This window comes from Methyloprofundus sp. (genome assembly GCF_965251085.1).
Taxonomy (GTDB): domain Bacteria; phylum Pseudomonadota; class Gammaproteobacteria; order Methylococcales; family Methylomonadaceae; genus Methyloprofundus.
This window is the reverse complement of sequence record NZ_OZ252594.1, coordinates 4,098,544-4,112,536: the sequence shown is the minus strand read 5'-3', so window position 1 is coordinate 4,112,536 and position 13,993 is coordinate 4,098,544. Positions and strand designations below refer to the sequence as shown.

Annotated in this window: 7 protein-coding genes; 3 read left to right on the top strand and 4 right to left on the bottom strand. The window is 41.7% G+C overall.

Going from position 1 to position 13,993, the window contains the following annotated elements:
* Positions 1-45 precede the first annotated feature (45 nt).
* Together ACQY3F_RS19340 and ACQY3F_RS19335 are read right to left on the bottom strand one after the other, a co-directional pair.
* A complete protein-coding gene (locus ACQY3F_RS19340; RefSeq protein WP_428356674.1) occupies positions 46-1,341 on the bottom strand; it encodes an FAD-binding protein in 1,296 nt (431 codons plus the stop codon).
* A 331-nt stretch (positions 1,342-1,672) separates the two neighbouring features.
* Positions 1,673-3,631, bottom strand: a complete 1,959-nt coding sequence (locus tag ACQY3F_RS19335) for a diguanylate cyclase (protein WP_428356673.1) — start codon at positions 3,629-3,631, stop codon at positions 1,673-1,675.
* 103 nt (positions 3,632-3,734) lie between these two features.
* Here ACQY3F_RS19335 and ACQY3F_RS19330 point away from each other — a divergent pair, with 103 nt between their 5' ends.
* On the top strand, positions 3,735-4,595 hold the full coding sequence (locus tag ACQY3F_RS19330) for an alpha/beta hydrolase (protein WP_428356671.1): 861 nt from the start codon (positions 3,735-3,737) through the stop codon (positions 4,593-4,595).
* Between the two features lie 321 nt (positions 4,596-4,916).
* Here ACQY3F_RS19330 and clpB read toward each other — a convergent pair whose 3' ends face one another.
* Both clpB and argH read right to left on the bottom strand, forming a co-directional pair.
* Positions 4,917-7,499 (bottom strand): ATP-dependent chaperone ClpB, encoded by a 2,583-nt coding sequence (gene clpB, locus ACQY3F_RS19325; RefSeq protein WP_428356670.1) that lies wholly within the window; start codon positions 7,497-7,499, stop codon positions 4,917-4,919.
* Between the two features lie 184 nt (positions 7,500-7,683).
* Positions 7,684-9,072, bottom strand: a complete 1,389-nt coding sequence (gene argH, locus ACQY3F_RS19320; RefSeq protein ID WP_428356668.1) for an argininosuccinate lyase — start codon at positions 9,070-9,072, stop codon at positions 7,684-7,686.
* 1,633 nt (positions 9,073-10,705) lie between these two features.
* Here argH and ACQY3F_RS19315 point away from each other — a divergent pair.
* Positions 10,706-12,067: an IS1380 family transposase gene (locus tag ACQY3F_RS19315; RefSeq protein ID WP_428352972.1), complete on the top strand. Its 1,362-nt coding sequence runs from the start codon at positions 10,706-10,708 to the stop codon at positions 12,065-12,067.
* A gap of 373 nt (positions 12,068-12,440) precedes the next feature.
* Positions 12,441-13,985, top strand: coding sequence for a hypothetical protein (locus tag ACQY3F_RS19310; RefSeq protein WP_428356667.1), 1,545 nt, complete (start codon positions 12,441-12,443; stop codon positions 13,983-13,985).
* The last annotated feature ends 8 nt before the right edge of the window (positions 13,986-13,993 follow it).

Below are 13,993 nucleotides of genomic sequence, written 5' to 3'. Positions count from 1 at the left end.
AGACACAAGCTTACTTCGTTTGGATGATTATTTCTTTCCATCTCCCTAAGTATCTGCATATAAAGCCTGGAAACCACCGATTTCACGCATAAAGGCTTCTAGCTTGCGCATCGTTTCTTTAGCATTGTAGTTGGCAATTTTAGGTTCGCCATAAATCCCGACATCAACAAACATTTGCTCATTGGCTAATGGATTAACCAGGCCGCGTATCGGCGTATCAAAAACGCGCATTGGGCATAACCATAAAGGATAAAAATCCACTTGCTGATGAAAATACGCCAGCGATTTATCCAGCGTACTGATCGGTAATAAGAAGTCCTGATCCATATGGTGGGTATCATATAATTCATGGATTGCTTCTGTTTCAGTTAGTTTAATTAATGAAATCTCCGGCGGTGACATCCAGCCTAGTAAATAACGAAACCAGACACTATTTCCAAAGGGCACGATTTGCTCCATTTCCCAAAAAAATGAACGCGTATGACGGTGGTAAAAATGCCGTAAAGGTATATATTCTTCCTGTTCTTTATCTTGCTGCAAGATACTACGTACATGCTCATAAAACCAGGGTTTCCAAAAGTTATTTAGTGCATTTCTGGTTTTTCCTGCAGGTACTTTATCGGCAAAATTACCCAGCATTAACACGCCTTCCTGCTCAGAGTACATTAAACCCTCAATAAACTCATAAGCTTCATCAAAAGGCTTTAAGGATTCTTCGGTAAACCGGTCTACCAGTGCTTGCTTGTTGGTATAAGGAAGATAGGTGAGATGGACAAAATCCTGACACGGTACAATGTTAATTTCTGCGCAGACTACAAATCCCAGCGAACCATAAGACCAGGGAATAGCATAAAAGAGTTCACTATTTTCATCTTTCGAGCATTTCAGCAATTCGCCATCGGCAGTGACAATTTCCAGACTCTCACAGATATGCTGGAACAGGCCGTACTTATGTGAGCTGGCTTCAATGCCAAAGCCATTAATCAAGCCGCCCACAGTTAATGCATCTAACTCAGGCACTACAGCTAAAGACCAGCCTAAAGGTTTTAACATGGCGGAGATTTGCCCCATATTTGCCATAGGTTCTACACGCACTGTGCCTTTCTCTTTATTGATCTTGAGGATATCCATCAAGCTCACATCTACCTGATAATGCGTTTTTTTATAATTTCCTTGTTTTAGCGACATCGCCTGCCAGCCAGGTCGGGCAGTACACATGGGGAAATTGCCTCCAGTTTTTTGCTGCCAGTCTTTAACTTGTTGCTGAACTCTACTTACTTTTTCAGCATGTTTTTCCGGCGCGCTATTTATCCAGAAAACCAGTCGATTACGGGTACTCATATAAGCTTTAAAAATCATCGAAGCAGGGAGAACGAAAATGACTACAAATATCCCACGATATTTAATTAAAAAGTCCAGCATGAGTTTTATCCTGATTATTATTTTGGTAGGTAGTAGGGTGAATGAAAATAATTTGTAAGCGACATTTCGAGCGTCCACGGAGGGTTGTATAGTGAGCTGATTTTTGTCGAGAGTAATACACCAAAATAGGCGCATAGCAGGCGCAGCAATTGGCAAAAACTTATCCGTTAGAAATCCGCAGTTGTGGCTACTCGAAGTATGTTATCCTGCTAAGGCTCTATAGGTAACAAAGCGGTTTAAGCGGCTATTTCTATATGACTACGACGCAATTTCGGCCTTTGTGTTTAGCCTGATACATGGCTGAATCGGCGGCGCTAAGAAATTTTTCATAGTTATTAAAATCTTGATGGTATAGGCTGACACCGATGCTGATGGTGATTTCATGGCCAAGAAACTGCCTACTCAGAATCTTTCCCTGTTGTTCTACTTCCAGCCTGATCCGCTCAGCATAGCTGTATACGCCTTGTTTATCGGTGTCTTGTAGTGCAAATACAAATTCATCACCACCAAAACGACCTATGAAATCACCGGGTCGGTTTAGGGAGCGCATTATTTGAGCAACCATGATTAGTGCTTCATCGCCAACTTGATGGCCGCAGGTGTCATTACATTTTTTGAAAAAATCAATGTCGATAAAGCCCACTGCAATCTGGCTTAATTGTTGTTGACTTAATTGAAAAGAATGGTTTAAAAACTCGGTTAGCATACGGCTATTTGATAAACCGGTTAGCGAATCAAGTTCTGCTCTGTTTTTTTCCTGAATAAAGTTTTGCGCATTAGCAAGAGCTATACCTAGTTCATGAATAATCGGTGTAATATATGCAATGCATGAATCATCTATGGGTAAATGATTTTTATCGTTATCTGCATAAAGTAAGGCCGTCAGACGGTTATTGCTGACAACGGGCAACAGCAGAAATTCAAAAACCTGAAAAGGCTCTAACAGAACTTTATTTTCCTGATGATTGTTATTAATAATCGCTGCTTTACGCTCGCGTAAGTTATTTAAAAGCGTGTCAGGTAATAAATCTATCTGGATATTGAAGTGCTGCAATGAGCTTTCTTTTAAAGACTGCGGCCAACAATAGCTTACTTCCAGGTTGCGTTGTTTCGGGTTGATATTGAGCATGATTAAACGATCGAAATGAAAATCTTGCTGAATAGAGTCTAGTGTAGCCGGAATTATCTCATCAGGGTTCAGGCTCTTGTGTGGGATAGTTAAGCTATTTCCCGTAAAGGCATGATTTTTATATTCTCTATTCTGGCTAGATAAAATTGACGATTTAACTAATGATGTCCGTAACTTGTCGGGGTCGGGAAATGTTAGATCGAAAATTGCGCAGGTATTCTGCATTTCTTGATCAACAGAAGTCAATAATTTGTGCATATCTATTGTTGCGCAATCGATCTGCTGTAACACGTCAGAGTGCAGGTTAGGAGTATTGTGAAATGTTGAGCCTATTCCTTGAGAGCTAGCAATATAGTCAGCCAGGCTGATAATCGCAATTTCTTTTTTACAATCGCTTAATTGGCAGCTATCGTCTGGCATGTGGTGGTGATAATAAACACTTGCTGTAATTTCTCTGGGAATATGAGATTGTTGACAGAAAATATATCCAATTTCGGCATGAGTTAACCCGAAAAAATTTCGTTCTTGTTGGTAAAATGAAGTTTTGTCATTCTTAGAATGTCGAATAAAGTCGCTATAACTATGTTTGGCATGAGTCTCCAGAATGATTTTTCCTATATCATGAAGTAATCCCGCACTGAATAGTAGGTCAGGGTCATTGTGGTCTAAACTTACTGCAATTTCACGAGCCAGAGTTGCAACGTATAAGCAGTGTTGCCAAAAAAAGAGTTGGTCGAACTCAAAGTTAGCTTTTTTGTAGATCAGTTTATTAAAGAGTAATTGACTTAGGGCAAATTGCTTAACCTTTGAGCCGCCTATAGTATTAATAGCATGCTTAATCGATTGTACTTTAAACTCTGAAAACGCGAGTGAATTAACGGCATCAAGTACTTGAGAGGTAAGAGTAGGCTCAGTCTCTATTAATTTACAGAGAGCTTTATTATGCCCCTGGCAGGGGCTGGTTAAACACAAAAGTTTAATGGCTAAAGCAGGGAAAACCTGTAGATCATTGACTTTGCGCTTCAGTAGGGAATTTGCCGTTTGGTGGATGGCTAAATATTGATTGGCAATATTGGTCATGGTCTGTACAGAGCTTACTTCGTTATGTTATGTTCATTAATACTGATATATCGTAGCATGATTTTTATTGAATGATTCGTGCTAGATTTAAGCCTATAGATTTGTGAGATCTAATTATACTTCGCGCGGTTACGGATGCGGAGAATATAATGAGCAGATTTTTGTTGATAGCAAAGCCTGCCCCGTACTTGATGCGGGGACGCTAAAACCTGCACATAGCAGGCTACGCAACGATTTCAGTAATGTAGCTATCGGCAAAAACCAGCCGTTAGAAATCCGCAGTCGTAGTCGTGGCCACGCGAAGTATAAGGAAGCTAAGATGAAAAGCGTAGTATTAATGGTTAGTTTAGTTTTATTCAGTGTTAATTTATCTGCTAATGAAATCCAGTTTAACACAAATGATAATGCGATAATTTTCGCAAAGTTGCAAAAGCGGGGTCCTCATGCAATTTTATTAGCGCATGGAGCTATCTTTAATAAAGAAAGCTGGGGCGTACTTGAAAAACATTTACTTGAGAATAACTATACTGTCCTGGCCATCGATTTTAGAGGTTATGGGAAGTCTACTAAAGGCGAACGGCCGAATGACTATTATCAAGATGTATTAGCAGGGATTGAGTTTTTAAAGCAGCAGCCGGGTATCAGTAAGGTGTCCGTATTAGGTGCTAGCATGGGAGGAAGCGCAGCGACTAAAGCAGCGGTTTTTTCTGATCCAGAGGATATAACCAAGCTGGTTTTATTGTCGCCTGCGCGTGTCTATAAGCCAGAAGAGCTAACAGGAGATATACTTTTTATTGCCAGTGAAGACGAATATCTGGCCACGGCACTCAAATCTGTTTATAGCAAAGCACCGAAGCCAAAATTATTCAAATTAATTCCTGGCAGCGCTCATGCGCAACATATTTTTAAAACACCCCAAGCTGATGCTTTGACCCGGATAATTTTAGATTTTCTTAATAATTAAGCTGCATTTGAAACATAATATTTAAATTGCAAATGTGTATGCTAAAAAAATTGGATTACCCTAATTATACTTCGCATCCGTGACCGCGCGAAGTATACGTTATGCTTGATAACCCAATTTACATTTATTGAATTGGAAGGTTTTCGCTTGATCTTAGAAAAATCAGTTGAGCGCGAATTTATAGTGCAAGATATTGAATTCATATAATACTTTCAAAAAATTTAGCTTCACCCATAGGTTAAGAGGGCATTTTTTGGAAGTGCGGTGGAATCAAGAGCTTGTGCTAGAAACCGTGAGCAACTGATTTTCTAGGTTGATGCTTTAATTTTTCACAAACCTTAGGTCATCGCCTTGTAGATTAATATTTACAGTATCTCCCGCTGCAAATTTACCCGCTAAAATATCTTGTGCAAGCGGATTTTCTAGTTCCTGTTGAATAGCTCGCTTAAGTGGTCTTGCGCCATAAACGGGGTCAAACCCGGCAGCTCCGATCTTATCCAGTGCTGCATCTGAAATGCTGAGCTGTATATCTCTTTCCAGCAAGCGCGAGCGCAAGGATTCAATCTGAATTTTTGCAATAGAGCGAATATGATCCTGGCCTAAAGGATGGAAGACGACCGTTTCATCAATTCGATTGATAAACTCAGGTCTGAAATGCCCTCCGACAACTTCCATAACGGCTTGTTTCATGGTTGCGTAATTTTCTTCTCCAGTCAGTTGCTGAATGATGTCAGAACCCAGATTAGAGGTCATTACAATCACCGTATTGCAGAAATCAACAGTACGACCTTGACCATCCGTTAAACGGCCATCATCAAGTACCTGTAAGAGAATATTAAACACATCCGCATGAGCCTTTTCTACTTCATCGAGTAAAATGACTGAATAAGGACGACGGCGTACCGCTTCGGTTAAATAACCACCTTCTTCATAACCGACATAGCCAGGAGGTGCACCGACTAAACGAGCCACTGAATGTTTTTCCATAAATTCAGACATATCAATACGAATCATGGCTTCTTCGGTATCAAATAAGAAATCAGCTAGAGCTTTGCATAATTCTGTTTTACCGACCCCGGTGGGTCCTAGAAACAAGAAGGAACCATTGGGGCGATTCGGATCGGATAATCCAGCGCGTGAACGGCGCACAGCATCACTCACAGCTTTTAGTGCTTCGCTCTGACCGATAACACGGCTTGCCAAGTGCTGTTCCATGTTTAACAGTTTTTCACGTTCACCATCGAGCATTTTAGAGACCGGAATACCGGTCCATTTTGACACTACTTCGGCGATCTCTTCCTCTGTCACTTTGGTACGAAACAAGGTCATTTCCTGTGTTTCTGTTTCTGCTTTTGACGCTAAATCAAGTTGGCGTTCAAGGTCTGGAATAGTGCTGTATTTTAACTCAGACATACGTGTTAAATCATTGCTACGTTTTGCACTATCAAACTCATATTTGGCTTGCTCCAGTTGTTCTTTAACATTTGCCGAGCCCTGAACTGATGCTTTTTCCGCTTTCCAGGTTTCATCTAAATCGGCTGCTTCTTTTTTCAATTCATGAATCTGGTTTTGCAGAATAGCCAGGCGTTTTTTAGAGGCATCATCGGTATCATCTTTTATCGCCACTGCTTCCATTTCTAATTGAATCAAGCGACGGTCCAGTTTATCCATGACTTCTGGCTTAGAGTCAATTTCCATGCGAATACGGCTAGCCGATTCATCGATCAAGTCGATGGCTTTATCGGGCAATTGCCGATCAGCAATATAGCGATGCGATAATTGTGCGGCAGCAATAATAGCAGGGTCAGTAATTTCAACCCCATGATGCACTTCGTATTTTTCTTTTAAACCTCTAAGAATGGCGATAGTATCTTCAACAGAAGGCTGATCCACCAGCACTTTCTGAAAGCGCCGCTCTAAGGCCGCATCTTTTTCAATATATTTCCGGTATTCATCCAGCGTCGTTGCTCCAACGCAGTGTAATTCACCACGCGCTAGCGCAGGCTTAAGCATATTCCCTGCATCCATCGCACCCTCGGCCTTACCCGCGCCGACCATGGTATGTAATTCATCTATAAACAGAATAACTTGACCTTCCTGTTTGGCTAAGTCGTTCAGCACCGCTTTTAAGCGCTCCTCAAATTCGCCTCTAAATTTAGCGCCTGCAATTAACGCCGCCATATCCAGTGAAAGCACGCGTTTGCCTTTGATCCCATCAGGCACTTCGCCATTGACAATACGTTGCGCCAAGCCTTCCACGATCGCTGTTTTACCTACGCCAGGCTCACCAATGAGCACCGGGTTATTTTTGGTTCTACGTTGTAATACCTGAATAGTTCGACGAATTTCATCATCGCGGCCTATCACTGGATCTAGCTTGCCTTGCTCTGCGCGCTCATTCAGGTCTAAGGTATATTTCTTTAGTGCATTGCGCTGATCTTCGGCATTTTCATCGTGCACATTTTCACCGCCGCGAACATGCTGGATGGCTTGCTCTATTAACTGTTCAGTTACATTCGCCTGTTTTAATAGCTTCCCCAATTGACCCTTGCTTGTACACGTAGCCAGCAGGAATATTTCACTGGCAACAAAGCTATCATCACGCTTAATTGCCAGCTGTTCGGTCAGGTTTAATAATTTATTTAGATCACTGGAAACTTGAACATCGCCGCCCACGCCTGAAACAGAAGGCATGGTGTCGAGCTCTTTAGTGAGTGATTGAGTTAAAGCCTGAGTGTTAATTCCGGCTTGATTTAAGAGCGGCTTAATACTTCCGCCTTGTTGTTCCAGCATGGCTAATAGCAGGTGTACGCCTTCTATGAATTGGTGATTTTTAGCCAATGCCAGGCTCTGCGCATCATTGAGTGCGCTTTTGAACTTACTGGTGAGTTTTTCTGGATTCATTTGATTACCCCTTGCACTTTGTTAATTAGTTAATTCTAATTTGGGGGGGTAATAAGGTTTTTCAAGTTGACTATGCTGTTTTTTCAGCATCATCAGGGGGTGTCGTTCTAATCTAAAAAGTAATCGCTTTAACTTGTGCCGTCTTAGAAAAAAGCTAAAGCGTTTTTACTTCTGAGTTAATACTCTATGATAATGTTGTTCTTGCAGACTGGATGGCTGCACGTACAGTATCAGGCGCAGTGCCTCCTATATGCTTGCGGGCGGAGACTGAACCTTGCAGCGATAATACATCAAACACATCCTCAGTGATCATCTCTGAAAATTCCTGTAGTTCTATCAGGGGCAACTCGGATAAGTCACGCTCAGATTCAAGCCCTAGGCGCACGGCCAGGCCGACGACTTCATGTGCATCGCGGAATGCCATGCCTTTACGTACCAGATAATCAGCAAGATCTGTGGCAGTAGCAAAGCCTTTTTTTGCGGCATTAAACATATTGTCACGTTTTGCTTCGATATGCGGCACCATATCTGCAAAAGCTCGTAAGCAATTATTAAGTGTATCGGCGGTATCGAATAAGGGCTCTTTATCTTCCTGATTGTCTTTATTGTAGGCTAGTGGCTGACTTTTCATCAACATTAATAAGGAGACTAGATGGCCTGTAACACGTCCGGATTTACCTCGCACGAGCTCAGGTACATCGGGGTTTTTCTTCTGCGGCATGATGGATGAGCCAGTACAAAAAGCATCAGGTAATTCGATGAAAGAAAATTGCGCACTAGCCCAGAGCACCAGTTCTTCCGAAAAACGTGATAAATGCATCATAATAATACTACCCGCTGCCGTAAATTCGATGGCAAAATCTCGATCACTAACAGAGTCGAGAGAGTTGGCAGAAGGGCGAGAAAAGCCTAATAACTCAGCTGTCATCTCTCGATCAATTGGGTAGCTGGTTCCTGCTAAGGCGGCAGCACCCAAGGGCATGATGTTGACGCGCTTCAAGCAGTCTTGCAGACGCTCTTTATCGCGCACCAGCATTTCAAACCAGGCCATTAGATGATGCCCAAAAGTTATTGGCTGAGCCACTTGTAAATGGGTGAATCCAGGCATAATGGTGTCTGCTTCACGCTCTGCCAGATCCAGTAATGCATTTTGTAAGCGCTCAATGACACTAATAATTGCATTGATTTCAGTGCGCATGTACAACCGAATATCAGTAGCGACCTGGTCATTGCGCGAGCGGCCGGTATGTAATTTTTTGCCAGCCATGCCAATTAAATCAGTTAAACGTGCTTCGATATTCATATGCACATCTTCTTGTTTAACCGACCACTGAAATTCTCCGCGTTCGATTTCTTCGCTAATTTGTTGCAAGCCTTGAAAGATACTATCGCGTTCGGTTTCAGTTAAAATTCCAATTTTGCAAAGCATGCTTGCATGCGCAATGGAACCTTGGATATCTTGTTGCGCCATGCGCTGGTCAAAATCAACTGAGGCAGTAAAAACTTCTACAAAAGCATCGGTTGCTTCAGAAAAGCGAGCACTGGAAAGTTTGTCCTTATTAGCGGTAGTCATAATTTAGGTGGTTTAACTGAAATAGCGGGGCATTATCCTAGAAAAATCAGTTGAGCGCGAATTTATAGTGCAAGATATTGATTTAATATAACACTTTCAAAAAATTTTAGCTTCACCCATAGGTTAAGCGGACATTTTTTGCAAACGCGGTGGAATCAAGAGCTTGTGCTAGAAAACGTGAGCAACTGTTTTTTCTAGGATTATAGCACCGATGATTTATCGTTCCTAAACTGGCTTGCCTTATAGGTCTAAGAAAAGTGGATTGTTTCGACAATAAACCTTCTTGTATTAACAAAGTAATACTGAAATAAAAGGAAACGTTTGGAATGTTTTTTGTAAAGGTTTTTTCTTGAATATTTAGCTAAATGCTTAACAAGATTAAAGAAAAATAGTTGTACACATTATTTGTGGATAAGTCTGTGGATGACGGGTTTAAAAGTAACTCTAACACCTAGGATTGTTACAGTTGTGTTAAATTGTATGAATTTTATACAATGTCATAAAGTACTTTTAATTCAGTATGTTATGCATGTCAATATATGTTTATAAGATAATTTCTGCATAAATTTGTGAAAATTCACGATCACTTAGGGAGTCAATGTTAGTTGTGGAGTAATTTCGGAAAATCTTTTTTATAAAAGCCTAGGGTGCTGGAAAAAACGGGTGGGTTAAATAATTGGGTTTTATATCAAGTAGGGGTTTATATCACGTGTAAAATAAGATTAATTAACATAGTTTAATTATTTTTAACTCGATGACTTGAACTAAACCCTCTTAAACCTAGAAAAATCAGTTAAGCGCGAATTTAAAATGCGAGATATTGAATTAATATAACACTTTCAAAAATCTTAGCTTCACCCATAGGTTAAGCGGACATTTTCTGGAAGTGCGGTGGAATCAAGATCTTGTGCTAGAAGCCGTGAGCAACTGATTTTTCTAGGCTAAATACAGAGATATGGGATGCGGCATAATTACTGCTTATTTATATTTCGCGCGGTCACGGGTGCAGATTTCTAGCGGCTGAGTTTTTGCCGCTAGCTACGTTGCTGAAATCGTTACGTAGCTATGCGCAAGCTTCAGCGTCCCCGTATCAAGTACGGGGCAGGCTTTGCTATCAACAAAAATCAGCTCACCATACAATCGCATCGGTGACCGCGCGAAGTATAGTTTTTGCCTGGGATTTGTCAGTGCAAGCAGAAGAAGGCGTGGTCAAGGTTTTCTTGCTGGCCTAAAATGGCTTTTATCGTCTTGTTTGGCAGGTATAGACGGTCATATTTATCTTTGAGAGATCTAAGTCTTATATTATTGTAACGACTCAGCGTATCTGATAGTTACGAAATTAGATTGTATATTTCCAGCCAGGCACCAGAGAAGCAGGTATTTGATAAAAAACACCCTGATGGATCAAGCGTTTTTGTAGGATGGGCAAAGGAGGTACGACGTGCCCATCATGTTTTCGTTGATGGGCACGGATGAAGCCCTTTGCCCATCCTTGTTTATTTTGCTGTAACGACTCAGCTTGTCTGAGTAGTTACACCTAAATCCTGCAAGCATTATACATAATAATCCACAAAACTCCTTATTAAACAATGATATAATATCATTTTCCTGATTTCACTATCTCATTGTTTTAATGAAGCCCTCTAAAGTATCAAAATCCTCATCTCACGTAAGAAACCGTACCCGAACGGTAAAAATGACATCTACAGCACATGGATTGACAAGCCAGGCGGGACTGATTCCCGTCGTGAAATATTTAGACAGGATAGGTTTTGAAAAAACCGTAAAACAAAGCGTTCCACATCGGCGGGGTGAAAATGCAGACCATCACTTATCTGATGTGGTTCTATTGACGTTGGTTGGCATGATGGGGGGAGCAACATCAATGGCAAAGGTGACGACCGTATGGGCAGATAGCGTACTGCGCAAAGTAGCTGGCTGGATAAAGATTCCTGTTGAAACCACAATTTTACGGATCTTTAAAGAAGTAAGTGATAGGCAGATAAGCCAGTTTGAAACGCTCACGCATACTTTGCGTGGTCAACACTGGCGGCGATTGCTTCGTTCCGGAAAATCGAAAACTGGCATACAATCCGTCCAGTGGGTCGATGTCGATTCAACTGTGGACACCGTTTGTGGTCGACAAGAAGGAAGTGCCAAAGGCTTCAACCCCAAAAAGAAAGGTGCCCGTTCATACCATCCACAACTCGCTTTTCTAGCGGAAACAAAAGAAATTTTACAAGCCTGGTTCCGGACAGGCAATGCCTTTACAAGCAATGGTGTTGTAGAATTTACCAAACAGTTACTTGCACACTTGCCCAATCGGATGCGCATTATTTTTCGCGGTGACAGTGGTTATTTTGTCGGTGATTTGCTTGAATTTCTCGATACCAGAGGGCATGGGTATCTAATAAAGGTTAAACTTAAGAATTTGAACGCATTGCTGGCCAAACAGGCCTGGACAGCCATACAAGGCCGACCCGGTTGGGAGCAGAGCGAGTTTCAATATCGTTGTGGTGGCTGGTCTCGCTCTCGTCAGTTTGTCGCGGTCAGGATAAAGCAACCTAAACAAGTGACAGGACCTCAGTCCGAGCTTTGGGATACGGCAGAATATGACTATTTTTGTTATGTAACAACTGAACCTCTATCGCCTTGGCAAACACATAAGAAGTATGGTGAACGAGCGACGTGCGAAACATGGATTGAAGAAGCAAAATCACAAATGGGTTTAGGTAAAATCAGAACGAATCAATTTCTGGCTAATGCCGCATTATTTCATTGCGCCGTTCTTGCCTACAATACCGTGCGCTGGATGGCTCAATTGAGTGGCAACAAAACGTTGTGCCAATGGGAGCCGGATACACTTCGTACTTATCTGATTCGGGTGGCTGGAAAATTACTCACAGGCAATAATCAGCTGAGAGTCAGAACACCTGCAGATCCGCTCTATCCACAGGAATGGGATGATTGGGTTAAGGTGGGGTTACTCGCTTAACATTAACCGAAGTTAAGTCACTTTGATTAAAAGGTCATGGCACGTTGGCAGGGTGTTTATTGCCTTGGGCTCGGGGGATATCCATACGATACAAAAAATTTCCTCTATTTATGATTTAAATCTGGATATTTTGATCGGTTGGACAAAGAGGGCTGGCAAAGCGGCAGTAAAAACCTAATAACCACTTAGCTAGACAGGTTAATGAGAGTCAAAATATGGGCTTGCAGGATTTAGGTTACATATTATTTAGCTATAACCCCTGTCTATTTTTTATTTCCAATTCAGTATTATTCCAGTCCTTATGATGTTACGCCGCTTGATAAGCTTATTATCGCTTAGTCTATTTAATATATATGCTGCTCACGCAGTTAATTTGCAATTACCTTTTCAGCATGAAGTTCAATTATCTACCCCAGCCACGCTGGCCGATAAAAAACTAGGAACTGCACTGGCTGTTTCTGGGGCGACAGCAGCTGTAGCAGCTTTTCCTGATACGAGTAGTGCCTCTGGTTCAGTCTATATTTATGCGGCTGGGGAAAGTTGGCGTCTGACTACCGAACTAAACAGTCAGCCCAGTACGGATGGTTTTGGGCAACATATTGTTTTAGTTAATGATAGTTTATTTGTTAGCGCCAGCAAGGATGATGAAGGTGGTGTTGATAGTGGTGCTGTGTATGTTTTTGAGCGTAATCCGATAACAGCAATCCAGCCATGGCGGCAATTAGCTAAAATAAAGGCGCCCGATATGGCTGCAGAAAGTGGTTTTGGTGATGCGATTGCCTTTTATGATGATTTTCTTTATATAGGTGCAGCGCGACATGGTCAGGGTAAGGTATATATTTATTCCCGTGATGCAGAATCAAAACAATGGCGTTTTATGGAAAGTATTGAGCCTGATGACCCGCAAGCTTTAAGATTTGGTGCTGCAATTGCACTAGATAAGGAAACATTGATTATTGGTGCGCCACTGACCGATGCGAATGATGTCGTTGTACCTGAATCAAAACGCAGACCCAAAACAAGTCGCCAGCGCCAGGCTCGCTTTGCAATTAGTAAAGGCGATACCGTTGACCCCGGAATTGAAAGTGGTGCTATTTTTGTCTATGAAAACAAAGCGGGTTTTTGGCAGCCAACAGCACGAATTGGTGCTTCAAATCGTGAGTCCGGTGATAATCTGGGTGAGGTGATAGCGGTTGAAGGTAATACAATTGCAGCCAGTGTTAAACATAAAGATGTTTTTGATGATTTACGCGGAGGTGCAGTTTATATATATATAAAAGAGCGTGGAGCCTGGCATGAAGATACTGCCTTGTTTCCACAAGTGCATAATGTAGGGGCTAATTTTGGTAATAGCTTTGCGATGCTGGATAAACATATTTTGGTGGGTGCGAATAAGATTCATGCCAATGGCTTTAATAGTGGGATGGCATATGTGTATACTCAGGATAACAATAACACCTGGCAGGTTCCTTACCTTCAGGCTAATGCCGAAATAAAGTCACATGACCAGTTTGGTTTGAGTGTTGCGCTTGGTCAGGAGTATATGCTGGCAGCCTCTAAAAATGCCGTTTTTGTGTTTCAGAATACGCCGGTTCAGTATTACCCTGCAGTATTTTATCCAGAGAGTAACAGTGTGCAGTTAAATGAAATCGCGGTTGCCGACTCAGGTGTGTTTAGTGTCACGTTTCATTCGGCTCAGCAAGAGAGTGACTTTGTTTTAACTCTGACCGAGTCACATTTAAGAGCGGATATGCAGGATAGTGATACTCACTATATTAATAATACGCAGTTATTACACATCCCGAGGTTAGCAATACCTAAAAACAATGGGGAAGACGACTTTTTTAGTGTCGTTTTAGAACAAATTCAAACCCCGACGATGATTCAATTTCGGGTCGTTTCTTTTAGTCCATTATAAGCATAAGT

Excerpts from the sequence above, each read along its gene's own strand:
- ACQY3F_RS19340 (WP_428356674.1), bottom strand. The coding sequence starts at position 1,341 with ATGAGTACCCGTAATCGACTGGTTTTCTGGATAAATAGCGCGCCGGAA.
- ACQY3F_RS19335 (WP_428356673.1), bottom strand. The coding sequence starts at position 3,631 with ATGACCAATATTGCCAATCAATATTTAGCCATCCACCAAACGGCAAAT.
- clpB (WP_428356670.1), bottom strand. The coding sequence starts at position 7,499 with ATGAATCCAGAAAAACTCACCAGTAAGTTCAAAAGCGCACTCAATGAT.
- argH (WP_428356668.1), bottom strand. The coding sequence starts at position 9,072 with ATGACTACCGCTAATAAGGACAAACTTTCCAGTGCTCGCTTTTCTGAA.
- ACQY3F_RS19315 (WP_428352972.1), top strand. The coding sequence starts at position 10,706 with ATGAAGCCCTCTAAAGTATCAAAATCCTCATCTCACGTAAGAAACCGT.